This is a genomic window from Sphaerotilus sp., from assembly GCF_034519685.1.
Lineage (GTDB): Bacteria > Pseudomonadota > Gammaproteobacteria > Burkholderiales > Burkholderiaceae_C > Sphaerotilus.
Genome location: NZ_JAXHOF010000006.1, coordinates 970,451 through 984,576 on the forward strand (window position 1 = coordinate 970,451; position 14,126 = coordinate 984,576).

Annotated in this window: 17 protein-coding genes; 15 read left to right on the forward strand and 2 right to left on the reverse strand. The window is 66.2% G+C overall.

Annotated features, from left to right (window positions below):
- Window positions 1-84: 84 nt before the first annotated feature.
- The 15 genes from U5O44_RS15495 (at window position 85) to U5O44_RS15565 (ending at window position 11,618) form a co-directional block, all read left to right on the forward strand.
- A complete protein-coding gene (locus U5O44_RS15495; protein WP_322589333.1) occupies window positions 85-1,605 on the forward strand; it encodes an ABC transporter ATP-binding protein in 1,521 nt (506 codons plus the stop codon).
- Window positions 1,592-2,665, forward strand: coding sequence for an ABC transporter permease (locus U5O44_RS15500; protein ID WP_322589334.1), 1,074 nt, complete (start codon window positions 1,592-1,594; stop codon window positions 2,663-2,665). Before U5O44_RS15495 ends, U5O44_RS15500 begins: the two co-directional genes overlap by 14 nt.
- Window positions 2,666-2,670: 5 nt before the next feature.
- Window positions 2,671-3,591, forward strand: coding sequence for an ABC transporter permease (locus tag U5O44_RS15505; protein ID WP_322590512.1), 921 nt, complete (start codon window positions 2,671-2,673; stop codon window positions 3,589-3,591).
- A gap of 70 nt (window positions 3,592-3,661) precedes the next feature.
- Window positions 3,662-4,828 carry a BMP family ABC transporter substrate-binding protein gene (locus U5O44_RS15510; protein WP_322589335.1) on the forward strand — a complete coding sequence of 389 codons (1,167 nt, stop codon included), beginning with the start codon at window positions 3,662-3,664 and terminating at the stop codon, window positions 4,826-4,828.
- 204 nt (window positions 4,829-5,032) lie between these two features.
- The gene (gene rplM, locus U5O44_RS15515) at window positions 5,033-5,461 is read left to right on the forward strand and encodes a 50S ribosomal protein L13 (protein WP_310461655.1); all 429 of its coding nucleotides are present in this window, start codon (window positions 5,033-5,035) and stop codon (window positions 5,459-5,461) included.
- 9 nt (window positions 5,462-5,470) lie between these two features.
- The gene (gene rpsI, locus U5O44_RS15520) at window positions 5,471-5,863 is read left to right on the forward strand and encodes a 30S ribosomal protein S9 (RefSeq protein WP_322589336.1); all 393 of its coding nucleotides are present in this window, start codon (window positions 5,471-5,473) and stop codon (window positions 5,861-5,863) included.
- 216 nt (window positions 5,864-6,079) lie between these two features.
- Window positions 6,080-6,727: a DUF6776 family protein gene (locus tag U5O44_RS15525; protein ID WP_322589337.1), complete on the forward strand. Its 648-nt coding sequence runs from the start codon at window positions 6,080-6,082 to the stop codon at window positions 6,725-6,727.
- Window positions 6,728-6,770: 43 nt separating this feature from the next.
- The gene (locus tag U5O44_RS15530) at window positions 6,771-7,202 is read left to right on the forward strand and encodes a bactofilin family protein (protein WP_322589338.1); all 432 of its coding nucleotides are present in this window, start codon (window positions 6,771-6,773) and stop codon (window positions 7,200-7,202) included.
- A gap of 34 nt (window positions 7,203-7,236) precedes the next feature.
- Entirely contained in the window at window positions 7,237-7,611 is a 375-nt protein-coding gene (gene erpA, locus U5O44_RS15535; protein ID WP_322589339.1) for an iron-sulfur cluster insertion protein ErpA, read from the forward strand.
- Between the two features lie 196 nt (window positions 7,612-7,807).
- Window positions 7,808-8,587, forward strand: coding sequence for an ABC transporter ATP-binding protein (locus U5O44_RS15540; RefSeq protein ID WP_322589340.1), 780 nt, complete (start codon window positions 7,808-7,810; stop codon window positions 8,585-8,587).
- The gene (mlaE, locus tag U5O44_RS15545) at window positions 8,584-9,372 is read left to right on the forward strand and encodes a lipid asymmetry maintenance ABC transporter permease subunit MlaE (protein ID WP_322589341.1); all 789 of its coding nucleotides are present in this window, start codon (window positions 8,584-8,586) and stop codon (window positions 9,370-9,372) included. The genes U5O44_RS15540 and mlaE overlap by 4 nt, the downstream gene beginning before the upstream one ends.
- Window positions 9,373-9,383: 11 nt before the next feature.
- Window positions 9,384-9,866 (forward strand): outer membrane lipid asymmetry maintenance protein MlaD, encoded by a 483-nt coding sequence (gene mlaD / locus U5O44_RS15550; protein WP_322589342.1) that lies wholly within the window; start codon window positions 9,384-9,386, stop codon window positions 9,864-9,866.
- Window positions 9,863-10,624 carry an MlaA family lipoprotein gene (locus tag U5O44_RS15555; protein ID WP_322589343.1) on the forward strand — a complete coding sequence of 254 codons (762 nt, stop codon included), beginning with the start codon at window positions 9,863-9,865 and terminating at the stop codon, window positions 10,622-10,624. The genes mlaD and U5O44_RS15555 overlap by 4 nt, the downstream gene beginning before the upstream one ends.
- A 68-nt stretch (window positions 10,625-10,692) precedes the next feature.
- A complete protein-coding gene (locus tag U5O44_RS15560; RefSeq protein ID WP_322589344.1) occupies window positions 10,693-11,310 on the forward strand; it encodes an MlaC/ttg2D family ABC transporter substrate-binding protein in 618 nt (205 codons plus the stop codon).
- Between the two features lie 11 nt (window positions 11,311-11,321).
- Window positions 11,322-11,618 (forward strand): STAS domain-containing protein, encoded by a 297-nt coding sequence (locus U5O44_RS15565; RefSeq protein ID WP_322589345.1) that lies wholly within the window; start codon window positions 11,322-11,324, stop codon window positions 11,616-11,618.
- Here the strand turns inward: U5O44_RS15565 and U5O44_RS15570 are convergent.
- Together U5O44_RS15570 and zwf are read right to left on the reverse strand one after the other, a co-directional pair.
- Entirely contained in the window at window positions 11,603-12,454 is an 852-nt protein-coding gene (locus U5O44_RS15570) for a MurR/RpiR family transcriptional regulator (RefSeq protein ID WP_322590513.1), read from the reverse strand. The genes U5O44_RS15565 and U5O44_RS15570 overlap by 16 nt on opposite strands.
- Window positions 12,455-12,494: 40 nt before the next feature.
- Window positions 12,495-13,952 carry a glucose-6-phosphate dehydrogenase gene (gene zwf, locus U5O44_RS15575; RefSeq protein WP_322589346.1) on the reverse strand — a complete coding sequence of 486 codons (1,458 nt, stop codon included), beginning with the start codon at window positions 13,950-13,952 and terminating at the stop codon, window positions 12,495-12,497.
- Window positions 13,953-14,126 lie beyond the last annotated feature (174 nt).

Genomic DNA, 14,126 nt, shown 5'->3' on the forward strand with positions numbered 1-14,126 from the left:
TGTGGTGGTTTCCACGACAATGCGCACCGCTTCAGTGCATCCGTGCAATCCGCCGCGAAACGCCCCTTTTGACGGAGTCCGTTGATGACCGCTCCTCCCCGCCTGGAACTCCTGGGCATCACCAAGCAGTACCCCGCGGTGCGCGCCAACGATGGCGTGGCGCTGACGGTGGCGCCTGGGCAGATCCACGCCGTGCTGGGCGAAAACGGCGCGGGCAAGTCGACGATGATGAAGATCATCTACGGCGCGGTGAAGCCGGACGCGGGCGAGATCCGCTGGAACGGCCAGCCGGTGCAGATCGCGAGCCCCGCCCACGCCCGCGCCCTCGGCATCAGCATGGTCTACCAGCATTTCTCGCTGTTCGACACGCTGACGGCGGCCGAAAACGTCTGGCTCGGTCTCGACAAGGCGATGTCGCTGGCGCAGGTCATCGAGCGCATCCGGGCGGTGGCCGGCGAGTACGGGCTGGAGGTCGATCCGCTGCGGCCGGTCCACTCGCTCAGCGTCGGCGAGCGCCAGCGCGTCGAGATCGTGCGCGCGCTGCTGACCAACCCGAAGCTGCTGATCCTCGACGAGCCGACCTCGGTGCTGACCCCGCAGGCGGTCGAGAAGCTGTTCGTCACGCTGCGCAAGCTCTCCGCCAACGGCTGCTCGATCCTCTACATCAGCCACAAGCTCGACGAGATCCGCGCGCTGTGCCACCACTGCACGGTGCTGCGCGGTGGCAAGGTGACCGGCGAAGTCGATCCGACCAAGGAGACGAACGCCTCGCTGTCCCGCCTGATGATCGGCGCCGAGCCGCCGCAGTTGCAGCACCGACCCGCCAAGCTCGGCGAGGTTGCACTGGCGGTGCGCGGGCTGGCGCTGCCGAAGGAAGATCCGTTTGGCACCACGCTGGAGCGCATCGGCTTCGAGGTCCGCGCGGGCGAGATCGTCGGCATCGCGGGCGTGTCCGGCAACGGGCAGCAGGAGCTGATGGCCGCACTCTCCGGCGAGGACCGGCGCGCCCCGGCCGGCTCGGTCACGCTCTTCGGCCAGGACATCGCGCAGGCCTCGCCCACGGCGCGGCGGCGGCAGGGCCTGCATTTTGTGCCGGAGGAGCGCCTCGGCCGTGGCGCGGTGCCGACGCTCTCGCTCGCCCACAACGTGCTGCTGACCCGCACCGAAGGGGTGAGTCGCCGCACCGGCTGGCTCGACATGGCGGCGATCCGCGCGCAGTCGGCCGAGCTGATCCGGCGCTTCAACGTCAAGGCGGGCGGGCCGGAGGCTGCGGCGAAGTCGCTGTCCGGCGGCAACCTGCAGAAATACCTCGTCGGCCGCGAGATCGCCGCCCACCCGAAGCTGCTGATCGTCAGCCAGCCGACCTGGGGCGTGGACGTGGGCGCGGCGGCGCAGATCCGCGGCGAGCTGCTGGCGCTGCGGGACGCGGGCTGCGCGCTGCTGGTGGTGAGCGAGGAGCTGGACGAGCTGTTCGAGATCTGCGACCGGCTGGTGGTCATCGCGCAGGGCCGCGTGTCGCCGTCGATCGCGACCCAGGACGCCACCATCGAGCGCATCGGCGCGTGGATGTCGGGATTGTGGGAGCGTGACCATGTTGAAGCTTGAAGCGCGGCCACAGCCGTCGCAGGTGATGTCGCTGGCGTCACCGCTGATCGCCCTGGTGCTGACGACGCTCATCGGCATCGCGCTGTTTGCGTTGCTGGGCAAGGATCCGGTCAAGGGGCTGGAGGTGTTCTTCGTCGAGCCGGTGAAGAACGCCCGGGCGCTGTCGGAGCTGGCGGTGAAGGCGGTGCCGCTGGTGCTGATCGCGCTGGGGCTGGCGGTGTGTTTCCGCTCCAACCTGTGGAACATCGGCGCCGAGGGGCAGTTCATCCTGGGCGCGATCGCCGCTGGCTGGGTGGCGCTGCAGGCGGATGCGTCGTCATCGAAGTGGATCGTGGTGGCGATCCTGGCGGCGGGGGTGCTGGGCGGCATGGCCTGGGCGGCGATCACGGCGCTGCTGCGTGACCGCTTCAATGCCAGCGAGATCCTGGTCAGCCTGATGCTGGTCTACGTCGCGGAGATGGTGCTGAGCTACCTCGTCTACGGGCCGTGGAAGGATCCGCAGGGCTTCAACTTTCCGCAGACCATCACCTTCGCCGATCCGACCAAAATCCCGCGCCTGTTCGACGGAATGCGCGCCAACATTGGCGTGCTGATCGCGCTGGGGCTGGTGGCGGCGTTCACGGCCTTCCTGTTCCGCACCTACCGGGGCTTTGCGCTGCAGGTCGGCGGACTGGCGCCGGCGGCGGCGCGCTATGCGGGCTTCTCGTCGCGCGGGGCGCTGTGGACGGCGCTGCTGGTGTCGGGCGGCATGGCCGGGCTGGCCGGGGCGCTCGAAGCCGCCGGCCCGCTCGGGCAGCTCACGCCGTATGTGCCGGTCGGCTACGGCTTCGCGGCCATCATCGTCGCCTTCGTCGGGCGGCTGCACCCGGTCGGCATCGTCTTCTCGGCGGTGCTGATGAGCATGTTCTATATCGGCGGTGAACTCGCGCAGTCGCGCCTGGGCCTGCCGAAATCGCTGACCGGCGTGTTCCAGGGGTTGCTGCTGTTCACGCTGCTGGCCTGCGACACCCTGATCGCCTACCGCATTCGCTGGACCGGGACTGGGAGTGCCAAGCCATGAGTGGAATGAACGAATACGCCTTGCTGCTGGCGGCCTCTCTCAACGCCGGCACGGTGCTGGCCATCGCCGGCCTCGGGCTGCTGATCAACGAGCGGGCCGGGGTGCTCAACCTCGGCGCCGAGGGGATGATGCTGGTGGCGGCCATCGCCGGCTTCGCCACCTCGGTCCACACGGGCAACGACTGGCTGGCCTTTGCGGCCGGGGCCGGGGCCGGGGCGCTGATGGCGGCGGCCTTTGGCGTGCTGGTGATCTGGCTCAACACCAACCAGTACGCCACGGGACTCGCGCTGAGCCTGTTCGGCGCCGGCTTCTCGGCGTTCGTGGGCATCCGCTACACGCAGGAAAAGCTCGCCGAACGACCGAAGTTCGACATTCCCGTGCTGTCCGACATTCCCTTCGTGGGCCCGGCCTTCTTCAAGCAGCACCCGATGGTCTTCCTGACGATTGCGCTGATGCTCGGGCTGGTGTGGTTCCTCTACCGCTCGCGGGCGGGCCTCGTGCTGCGCGCGGTGGGCGAGTCGCCCGAATCGGCGCATGCGCTGGGCTATCCGGTGCGGCGCATCCGGCTGGCTGCCGTGATGGCGGGCGGGGCGCTGTGCGGGGTCGCGGGGGCGTATCTCTCGGTGATCTACACGCCGCTGTGGGTCGAAGGCATGACGGCCGGCAAGGGCTGGATCGCGCTGGCGCTGACCACGTTCGCCACCTGGCGGCCGGTGCGGGTGCTGCTGGGCGCCTACCTGTTCGGGGGGGTGACGATGCTGCAGTTCCACCTGCAGGCCGAAGGCGTCGAGCTGCCGAGCCAGCTGCTCACCGCGCTGCCCTATGTCGCCACCATCGTCGTGCTGGTGCTGATCTCGCGGAACCCCGCGTGGATCCGGGCCAACATGCCGGCGTCGATCGGGAAGCCGTTCTTCCCGGGTTCCTGAGCGGAGCTGATAATTCGCTGTTCCGTTGCGTTGTTCACCCATTGATTGACTGACTGACGAAGGAGAAACCATGTCCAAGCTCTCGAAGCGCACCCTGCTGAAGACTTCCGGCTGGGTGGCCCTGGCGGCCACCGCCGCACTGGTCGGCTGCGGCAAGAAGGAAGAGGCCGCGGCACCGGCCGCAGCGCCCGCGTCGGCGCCTGCCTCGGCGGCCGAAGCGCCCAAGCCCGCACCGCTGAAGGTCGCCTTCGCCTACGTCGGCCCGGTGGGTGACGCCGGCTGGACCTTCGCCCACGACAACGCCCGCAAGGCGATCGAGGCCGAGTTCGGCGACAAGATCGTCACCTCGTTCGTCGAGAACGTGCCCGAGTCCGCCGACGCCGAGCGCGTGATGCGCGACCTGGTCGGCCAGGGCAACAAGCTGGTCTTCGGCACCACCTTCGGCTACATGGAGCCGATGCTCAAGGTCGCCGCCGACAGCGCCGACGTGAAGTTCGAGCACGCCACCGGCTACAAGACGGCGCCGAACATGCGCACGTACGACAGCCGCACCTACGAGGGCGCGTACATGGCGGGCGTGATCGCCGGCTCGATGACCAAGTCGAACACGCTGGGCGTGGTCGGCTCGATCCCGATTCCCGAGGTGATCCGCAACATCAACTCGTTCACGATGGGCGCGCAGAGCGTCAACCCGAAGATCAAGACCAAGGTGGTCTGGGTCAACAAGTGGTTCGATCCGCCGAAGGAAGGCGAGGGCGCCGGCAGCCTGATCTCGGGCGGCGCGGACGTGCTGTTCCAGAACACCGACTCCAGCGCCGTGCTGCAGAAGGCCGAAGAGAAGGGCAAGCTCGCCTTCGGCTGGGACTCGGACATGAGCAAGTTCGGTCCGAACTCGCACCTGGCCTCGGCCGTCATCAACTGGACGCCGTATTACAAGAAGGCGGTCCAGGACGCGCTGGATGGCACCTGGTCGACGGGCGGCGTGTGGTGGGGCGTCAAGGAAGGCGCAATCGACGTCGTGTCGATCTCCGACAAGGTGCCCGCCGAGGTCAAGGACAAGGTCGCCAAGATCAAGGCCGGCCTCACCGACGGCAGCTTCGTGATCTGGAAGGGCCCGATCGTCGGCCAGGACGGCAAGGAAATCCTGGCCAAGGATGTAGTGGCCGACGACAAGTTCATGTCGGGCGTCAACTTCTACGTCAAGGGCGTCGAAGGCAAGGTGCCGAGCGGCAACTGATGTGATGCCGTGTCACGGCCCGCCGCGAGCGGCGGGCCGGTACTGAGATGGCCTGCGGGTGAGCACTTCTGTGCTACAGTCGCAGGCTTTTCCGTTCATGGCTGTGCGGAGAAGAGTTCACGGAGATCCGAGAGGCTGCAATCACAAGCAGCGCCGAGGACTTCGTTTCAGCAGCCAGCAAACCGAACTGCAAAGAGATTTGCCATGAAGACTTTCAGCGCCAAGCCGGCCGAAGTCGTGCATGAGTGGTTTGTGATTGACGCGACAGACAAGATTCTCGGACGGGTGGCCAGCGAAGTCGCCCTCCGCCTGCGCGGCAAGCACAAGGCAATCTACACGCCTCACGTGGATACCGGTGACTACATCGTCATCGTCAATGCGGACAAGATCCGTGTGACCGGCAACAAGGCCGAACAGAAGGTGTACTACCGTCACTCGGGCCATCCGGGTGGCATCTACGGCACCAAGTTCAAGGACATGCAGGCCAAGCACCCCGGCCGCGCCATCGAGAAGGCCGTCAAGGGCATGCTCCCGAAGGGTCCGCTGGGCTACGCGATGATCAAGAAGCTGAAGGTCTATGCCGGTGGCGAACACCCGCACACCGCTCAGCAGCCCAAGACGCTGGACCTCTAAGGAGCCGACATGATTGGTGATTGGAACTATGGCACGGGCCGCCGCAAATCGTCGGTCGCACGTGTCTTCATCAAGAAGGGCACCGGCCTGATCACGGTCAACGGCAAGTCGGTCGAAGAGTACTTCGGCCGCCAGACCTCGATCATGATCGTCAAGCAGCCGCTGTTCCTGACGAACAACGTCGAGACGTTCGACATCAAGGTCAACGTCCACGGCGGTGGCGAGTCCGGTCAAGCCGGTGCCGTGCGCCACGGTGTGACCCGCGCCCTGATCGACTACGACGCGACGCTCAAGTCCGAACTGAGCCACGCTGGCTTCGTGACGCGCGATGCGCGTGAAGTCGAGCGCAAGAAGGTCGGTCTGCACGGCGCTCGCCGCAGGAAACAGTTCAGCAAGCGCTGATCGCTTTTTGCGATCTCGGCGATTCGAACGGCGCGACGGCGCCCTTCGAACAAGGGTCACCTCAGGGTGGCCCTTTTTGTTGGTGTATCGTGCGAAAGTGTGTCACTTTCCACAAGGGATGCGTCGACTCGTATCGAGGCTGCTCGGTTTATGCGATGGAAACTTCTCCGCCGGCGCTGGTCGGTGAGTGCGCCTCGGGTCACGGTGCGCAGTCGGATGCCTTGGCCGCTGCGCTGGTTGCTGCTGGCCGTGATGATGGGGGGCTCGGCCGCGCTGGCGCTGTGGGCGTTCGAGTTCGGCAAGGAGATCACCGGGCTCGACGGTGACGCGCGCACCGAGCTGGTGGCGCTGCGCGAGGAAGTCAGCCGCATGCGCGAGGAACACGAGCGTGCACTGTCCGTGGCCAACACGGCCGACAGTCTGCTCAAGGCGGCGCAGACGACGCAGGCCAGTCTGGCCGCCCGCGTCAAGGCGCTGGAGGCTGAAAATCTTGCGCTGACACGAGACCTGGGTTTCTTCGAGAAACTGATGCCGGCTCGGGATGATGGCAAGCCGCTGGCTGTGCGGGGTCTGCAGGCCACCATCGATAGTCCGGGTCGCCTGCGCTACCAGGCACTGCTGATGCAGGCAGTGGGGCGTTCGGGTGAAGTCAAGGGCCGCTACGACCTGCTGGTCACCGGCACCCACGAAGGCAAGTCCTGGACGCAGACGGTCAGCAAGCCTGCGCAGTCGATCGAAATGAAACAGTACCAGCGTCTTGAAGGCACGATCGACCTGCCCGCGGGTGTCGTGGTAAAACAATTGGAAATCAAGGTGCTGGATGCCGCCGGGAAACTGCAGGCATCCGAAGTGGCGCGGATGTGATGCCGGCCTTTGCAGACAAATTTTTCATTCAGGACAACACTTCATGTTCGGCTCCAAGAAACAGCCCGCCATCCGCAGCCTGATCGGCGAGGGAACCGTGATCCAGGGCACGTTGCGGTTCAGTGATGGCTTGCGCATCGACGGTGAGATCCAGGGTGACGTGGTCGCCACCGCGAACGACACCAGCATCCTGGTCATCAGCGAAAAGGCCCGTGTCACCGGCACGGTCAAGGCGGGCCATGTGATCATCAATGGCACGGTCATCGGCCCGGTCGAGTCCAACCACCTGCTGGAGTTGCAGCCCAAGGCGCATATCCAGGGGGATGTTGTCTACGAGTCACTCGAAATGCACCAGGGTGCTACCATCGAAGGCGCTCTGCACCGTATCTCCAGCACCAGCGGCAAGGCCACCGCACCTTCCCTGGGGGAAGACAAGCCGTCGTTGAAGTTGCTGGCCACGGGCAATGACAAGTAACCGATCCCTGCCAGACCGCTAACCGGAGTCGCCCATGAGCGCCGTCGCCGAAATCCTCGACACCCCCGAATTCGACATGCCTGCCCCGATCGTCTTCACCGACAGCGCCGCTGCCAAGGTGGCGGATCTGGTGGCGGAGGAGGGCAATCCCGACCTGAAGCTGCGCGTGTTCGTGCAAGGCGGCGGCTGCTCGGGCTTCCAGTACGGCTTCACCTTCGACGAGATCGTCAACGACGATGACACCGAGATGCACAAGAACGGCGTCACGCTGCTGATCGACGCCATGAGCCTGCAATACCTCACCGGCGCAAAGATCGACTACAAGGAAGACCTTCAGGGCTCCCAGTTCGTGATCCAGAACCCGAATGCCACGACGACCTGCGGCTGCGGGTCCAGCTTCTCGGTCTGACCTCCTCCTGCACGGCCGACGTACAGATCGCAAGACAAGAGCAAGGCAAGAGTCAAGAAGCCGCCTCCGGGCGGCTTTGTCGTTGACGATGCTGCCCGGTACTTTCCCCTATCATCGCGCTGTGCCGCTTCAACTTCACCCCTCCGACCATGCTGTCACCGCGGCAGTGCCTTCACCGCTGATCGAACTGCGTGGCGTGACCTGCGGATACGGTGACCGCATCATCCTGAGAGACGTCAACCTGTCCGTGCCGCGCGGTGCGGTGGTGGCGTTCATGGGCACGTCCGGCGGGGGCAAGACCACCGTGCTGCGCTTGATCGGACGCCAACTGGGAGTCATGTCCGGGCAGGTGCTGTTCGATGGTGTCGATGTCGCCGGACTGGACCGCACAGGTCTGATGGCCATGCGTCGGCGCATGGGCATGCTGTTCCAGTTCGGGGCGCTGTTCACCGACCTGACGGTGTTCGACAACGTCGCCTTCCCGCTGCGCGAGCACACCGACCTGCCGGACTCCATGGTCCGCGATCTCGTGCTCATGAAGCTCAATGCGGTGGGCCTGCGCGGTGCACGCGATCTGCTGCCGAGCCAGATCTCGGGTGGCATGGGCCGGCGCGTGGCGCTGGCGCGGGCGATTGCACTCGATCCTGAGCTGATCATGTACGACGAACCCTTCGCCGGGCTCGACCCGATCTCGATGGGCGTGGCGGCACGGCTGATCCGGGAGCTGAACGATGCTCTTGGCGTGACCAGCATCGTGGTGTCCCACGATGTGGACGAGACCTTCTCCATTGCCGACCACGTCGTCTTCATTGCCAACGGCGGCATCGCGGCCCAGGGCACTCCCGAGGAACTGCGCCGCAGCGATGATCCGCTGGTGCGCCAGTTCGTCGATGCGGCGGCCGACGGACCAGTGCGGTTCCACTATGCCGCGGCGTCGGTGGGCGAGGACTTCGGCTTGAGCGGAGGTGCCCGGTGAGCGGTAGCGCGGAGTGGCTGTCCCGTCTGGGCGCGTCGGTGCGCGGCGGGTTGGCGGACATCGGCGAAGCCACGCGCCTGCTGGGGCGGTTGCTGGTGCTGATGCCCGCGGCGCTGGCCCGCTTTCGTCTGGTGTCGGACCAGATCTTCTTCCTGGGCAACCACTCGCTGGCCATCATCTCGGTGTCCGGCCTGTTCGTCGGCTTCGTGCTGGGGCTGCAGGGCTACTACACGCTGCAGCGCTATGGCTCGTCCGAGGCGCTCGGCCTGCTGGTGGCGCTGTCGCTGGTCCGGGAACTCGGGCCGGTGGTCACGGCATTGCTGTTCGCCGGGCGTGCCGGCACGGCCTTGACGGCGGAAATCGGTCTGATGAAATCCGGCGAGCAACTGGCCGCGATGGAGATGATGGCGGTCGATCCGGTCCAGCGTGTGCTGGCGCCCCGATTCCTGGGCGGACTGATCGCGATGCCCCTGCTCGCGGCGGTGTTCAGCGCCGTCGGCATCCTGGGGGGCTGGGCCGTGGGTGTCCTGCTGATCGGGGTGGACGCAGGCGCCTTCTGGTCCCAGATGCAGGGAGGGGTCGATGTGTTCCAGGACGTTGGCAACGGTGTCATCAAGAGCGTGGTGTTTGGCTTCACGGTGACCTTCGTGGCGCTGTTGCAGGGCTATTTCTGCCAGCCGACACCAGAAGGGGTGGCCCGTGCGACCACCCGCACGGTGGTCCTGTCGTCGCTGGCGGTCCTTGCATTGGACTTTGTCCTCACTGCGCTGATGTTCTCGATCTGAGGAAAAACCACATGCAGAAATCCCGACATGACCTCTGGGTGGGACTGTTCGTCGTCATCGGCGCAGCCGCCCTGCTGTTTCTGGCACTGAAGGCCGGCAACTTGCTGAGCCTGTCGTTCGAGCCGGTCTACCGCGTCTCGGCGCGTTTCGACAACATCGGCGGGCTGAAGGCGCGCGCGGCCGTCAAGAGTGCCGGCGTCGTGGTGGGCCGGGTGACGCGCATCAGCTTCGATGACAAGTCCTTCCAGGCGACCGTGGAGATGGAAATGGAGCAGCGTTTTGCCTTTCCCAAGGACAGCTCGGTCAAGATCCTCACGGCAGGCTTGCTGGGGGAGCAGTACCTGGGCATCGAGCCGGGCGCGTCCGACAAGACGCTGCTGGCGGGTGACGTGATCACGCAGACACAGTCGGCGGTGGTGCTGGAGACCTTGATCAGCCAGTTCCTGTTCAACAAGGCGGCCGACGCGGGCAACGCGACAGCCGACAAGCCATGAGGGCGGCGACCGCCGCACTCTTGTGCAGCGCCACCCTGCTCGCGGGTTGTGCGACGGCGCAGCGCCCCGATCCGCTGGAGACGGTGAACCGCAAGGTGTTCGCGTTCAACGAGGCGGTCGACAGTGCCGTGCTCAAGCCGGTGGCGCAGGTCTACCAGGCGACGCTGCCCTCGCCGGTGCGGCTGGCGGTGTCGAACTTCTTCGGCAACGTCAAGGACGCCTGGTCGGCGGTGAACCTGTTCCTGCAGGGCCGGTTCGCCGATGGCTTCAGCGACGTGATGCGCTTCGGCACCAACACGGTCTTCGGCTTTGCCGGCGTGATGGACATCGCCACCGAACTGGGCTTCGAGCGCCACGGCGAAGACTTCGGCCAGACGCTGGGGCGCTGGGGCGTGCCCACTGGCGCCTACATCGTCTGGCCGATCCTGGGACCGTCCACCGTGCGCGACTCGGTCGGCTTGCCGGTGGACATGAAGGCGACGCCGGAGTCGCTGGTCAGCGTGTCCCTGACCCGCAACACGATGACCGGGATTCGTCTGGTCAGCACCCGTGCCGGTCTGTTGTCGGCCACAGGACTGATCGACGACATCGCGCTCGACAAGTACGCCTTCGTGCGCAATGCCTACCTGCAACGCCGCCGCAGTCTGGTCTATGACGGCAACCCGCCCGACGAAGAAGACGTCGACGACATGCCTGCATCGGCGCCGGAACCTGTGGCGCCTGCAGCGTCGGCTGCTCCTGCCTCCACGGTTCGCTGACAACCGGACCCTCCCTCCGAACGTTGAAGATCGGCTGCCCGACCTGGGTGGTCGCTGAAAGGAATGCCATGTTGAAGAGTCGATGGACCTCGCTGATTGCCACTGCCACGCTCGTGCTGGCCTCCGCCGTCGCCCACGCACAGACTGCACCGGACGCCTGGATCAAGCAGATCTCGGGCGAAGTGATCGAGGCGGTCAAGGCGGACAAGGCCATCCAGGCGGGTGACACCAAGCGCATCCAGGCGCTGGTGGATGCCAAGATCCTGCCCGGTGTCGATTTCCAGCGCATGACCTCCTCGTCGGTCGGTCGCTACTGGCGCCAGGCCACGCCGGAGCAGCAAAAGCGTCTGCAGGAAGAATTCAAGACGCTCTTGGTGCGCACCTACGCCGGCGCACTGACCCAGGTTCGCGACCAGACGGTCGAACTCAAGCCACTGCGTGCCAAGCCGGAAGATGTCGAAGTGGTGGTGCGCTCCGAGATCAAGGGCAAGGGCGAGCCGATCCAGCTCGACTACCGTCTGGCCAAGGCGGGCGAGGGCTGGAAGATCTACGACGTGAACGTGCTGGGGGTCTGGCTGGTCGAGTCCTACCGCGCCAGCTTCGCGCAGGAAATCTCCGCGTCCGGCATCGACGGCCTGATCGCCAAGCTGGCCGAGAAGAACAAGGCTGCGGCCGGCAAGGGTTGAGAGCCGGCACCATGACGGCAATGCGACTGCCCGAACGGATCACCCTGCGCGAGGCGCGTGGTGTGCTGCAGGCGCTGGCAGCAGAACTCGCCGCACAGCCTGGCGCGCCCGCGGCGATCGAACTCGATGCCAGCGCGCTTGTGCAGTTCGATTCGAGCGCACTGGGTGTGCTGGTCGGGCTGCACCGGTGTGCGGCCCAGGCTGGCCGGTCATGCCGCCTGGTGGGCATGCCCCCGCGGCTGAACGAGCTGGCGCGGCTTTACGGCATCAGCGAACTGGTGGCACTGGGCACTCAGGGCGCCGCGTAGCGCTTGGCGCGCAGGTTCTTCTTGATCTCCTGCAGCATCGGCCGCAGTTCCGGGCCGAGCCGGAGGGCCACGCCGGTGGTCAGGATGTCGATCACCGTCAGGTGCAGCAGGCGGCTGACCATCGGGCTGTAGCGGTCGTAGTCCTCGGGGTGGTCCACGCTCAGCAGGATCTGCGCCTGATGGGCCAGCGGCGAGCCACTGGCGGTGATGACGATGGTGGTGGCGCCTTTTCGGCGCGCGATCTCCAGCGCATCCAGCAGATCGCGGCTGCGTCCCGAGTTCGAGATCACCACCACGCAGTCACCGGGCCCGACCATCGTCGCGGCCATCACCTGCACATGCGCGTCGTTGTAGGCCACCGCGTTCACGCCCAGGCGGAAGAACTTGTGCTCGGCATCGTGGGCGACGATGCCGGAGTTGCCGACACCGTAGAACTCGATGCGGCGCCTTTCGCGGGCGGCCTCGGTCAGCGCCTCGATGGCCCGGTCGAAGGCGTGCGCGGTGGCGTCGTTGCGGTACTTCAGCAGCGCGCTGACCGCGTTGTCGATCACCTTGACGACCAGATCGGCGGGTTTGTCGTCTTCGTCGACGGAGCGGTGGACAAAGGGAACGCCCTCGTTGACCGTGCCAGCGAGCTTCAGCTTGAAGTCGGCCAGCCCGTCGTAGCCGATGCTGCGGCAAAACCGCACCACCGTCGGCTTGCTGACGTGCGAGCGCTCGGCCAGCTCGGCCACCGGCAGACTGGCGAAGCTGCGCGCATCCGCCAGCACGAGTTTGCCCACCCGCTGCTCGGCAGGCGACAAGGCCGGCAGCGAGGCGCGGATCCGGTCCAGCATGGGCGGCAGCGACGAGGAGGACGATGGCGAGGTGTTCACGTCACTGCTCCTCGCTCCAGGCGTGGCCATCGCGGGCCACCAGCGCGCTGGCTGCGGCCGGTCCCCAGCTGCCTGCGGCATAGCCGCGCGGCCCTTCGCCGCCGCCGCTGCTTTCGCGCTGCCAGGCGTCCAGGATGGGCTCGACCCAGCGCCAGGCCTGCTCCTGCTCGTCGCTGCGCACGAAGAGGTTGAGTCGGCCGGCGATGGCGTCCAGCAGCAGCCGCTCGTAGGCGCCCACCCGTTCGGCGGCGAAGGCCTTGTCGAAGTCGAGGTCCAGCGACACCGGCGCCAGCGTGTCGCTGGTGCCGCTGCCCTTGGCGGCCAGCAGGTGCAGCTCCAGCCCGTCTTCCGGCTGCAGCTTGATGACCAGCTTGTTGGCGCGGTGCGAGCCCGGGAAGATCGGGTGTGGCACCTCGCGGAAGTTGACCACGATCTGCGCGTCACGCGCCGCCAGCCGCTTGCCGGTGCGCAGGTAGAAGGGCACGCCCGCCCAGCGCCAGTTCTGCACCTCGGTGCGCAGGGCCACGAAGGTCTCGCAGTGGCTGCCCTCGGGCACCTTGACTTCCTGCTGGTAGCCCGGCACGGCCTGCCCGCCGACATTGCCCGCTCGGTACTGGCCACGGATCACGTCGCGCGCCACCGATTCCGGCGTGAAGGGCTTGAGCGACTTCAGCACCTTGAGCTTCTCGTCGCGGATCGCGTCGGCGTTGTTGGTCGAGGGCGGCTCCATGGCGATCATCGTCAGCAGCTGCAGCGCATGGTTCTGCACCATGTCGCGCAGGGCGCCGGTGCGGTCATAGAAATCCCCGCGCGTGCCCACACCCAGCGATTCGGCCAGCGTGATCTGGATGTTGGCGATGCTCTCGCGGCGCCACAGCGGCTCGAACAGCGCGTTGCCGAAGCGCAGCGCCATCAGGTTCTGCACGCTCGGCTTGCCCAGGTAGTGGTCGATGCGGAACGCCTGTTCCTCGCGGAACACCGAACGCACGACCCGGTTGATCTCCTGCGCGCTCTTCAGGTCGTGTCCCAGCGGCTTTTCCAGCACGACCCGGACACGGGGCGTGTTCAGCCCGGCGTTGCCGAGCTGTTCGCAGATGGCGGGAAACAGGTGCGGGCTGGTCGCCAGATAGAGCACGGCGGTGTCGGCACCTCGGGTGTCGATCCAGTCCTTCAGGCCGGCATAGTCCTGCGGCTGCGAGAGGTCCATGCGCCGGTAGTGGAGCAGCTCTGCGAAGCGGGCGAACTCCTCGTCCGTCGGGCGCTTGGAGCTTTCGACCTCGCTGAAGCGTTCCTTGATGAAGGCGCGGTAGCTGTCGTCGCTGCGCTCATCACGGGCCACGGCGAGGATGCGGCCCCCTTCCGGCAGCTTGCCGTGGCGGAAGGCCTGGAACAGCGCGGGCATCAGTTTGCGCCACGTCAGGTCGCCGGTGCCACCGAAGAAGACGAGATCGAAGGACATGCAGGGCCTCGGAAAGAGAAAGAGGTTGGTTCAGGTTGTGTAACCCAGTTTCAGAAAATATGATGCACCAGTTTCTTCGCAAGGTCAATCGTGCGCTGCCACACGGCGCCCGTAACCGGCTTGTCCGTGCGTGGCGGCGGTCTCGGGTTCTAATTGCGGATCGCCGCGAACCGG

Bases quoted from the DNA above. Each gene is read 5' to 3' on its own strand.
- mlaD (WP_322589342.1), top strand. From the start codon at position 9,384: ATGCAGAAATCCCGACATGACCTCTGGGTGGGACTGTTCGTCGTCATC.
- U5O44_RS15500 (WP_322589334.1), top strand. From the start codon at position 1,592: ATGTTGAAGCTTGAAGCGCGGCCACAGCCGTCGCAGGTGATGTCGCTG.
- erpA (WP_322589339.1), top strand. From the start codon at position 7,237: ATGAGCGCCGTCGCCGAAATCCTCGACACCCCCGAATTCGACATGCCT.
- U5O44_RS15510 (WP_322589335.1), top strand. From the start codon at position 3,662: ATGTCCAAGCTCTCGAAGCGCACCCTGCTGAAGACTTCCGGCTGGGTG.
- rplM (WP_310461655.1), top strand. From the start codon at position 5,033: ATGAAGACTTTCAGCGCCAAGCCGGCCGAAGTCGTGCATGAGTGGTTT.
- U5O44_RS15555 (WP_322589343.1), top strand. From the start codon at position 9,863: ATGAGGGCGGCGACCGCCGCACTCTTGTGCAGCGCCACCCTGCTCGCG.
- U5O44_RS15530 (WP_322589338.1), top strand. From the start codon at position 6,771: ATGTTCGGCTCCAAGAAACAGCCCGCCATCCGCAGCCTGATCGGCGAG.
- zwf (WP_322589346.1), bottom strand. From the start codon at position 13,952: ATGTCCTTCGATCTCGTCTTCTTCGGTGGCACCGGCGACCTGACGTGG.
- rpsI (WP_322589336.1), top strand. From the start codon at position 5,471: ATGATTGGTGATTGGAACTATGGCACGGGCCGCCGCAAATCGTCGGTC.
- U5O44_RS15505 (WP_322590512.1), top strand. From the start codon at position 2,671: ATGAACGAATACGCCTTGCTGCTGGCGGCCTCTCTCAACGCCGGCACG.
- U5O44_RS15525 (WP_322589337.1), top strand. From the start codon at position 6,080: ATGCCTTGGCCGCTGCGCTGGTTGCTGCTGGCCGTGATGATGGGGGGC.
- U5O44_RS15495 (WP_322589333.1), top strand. From the start codon at position 85: ATGACCGCTCCTCCCCGCCTGGAACTCCTGGGCATCACCAAGCAGTAC.
- U5O44_RS15570 (WP_322590513.1), bottom strand. From the start codon at position 12,454: ATGCTGGACCGGATCCGCGCCTCGCTGCCGGCCTTGTCGCCTGCCGAG.
- U5O44_RS15565 (WP_322589345.1), top strand. From the start codon at position 11,322: ATGACGGCAATGCGACTGCCCGAACGGATCACCCTGCGCGAGGCGCGT.
- U5O44_RS15560 (WP_322589344.1), top strand. From the start codon at position 10,693: ATGTTGAAGAGTCGATGGACCTCGCTGATTGCCACTGCCACGCTCGTG.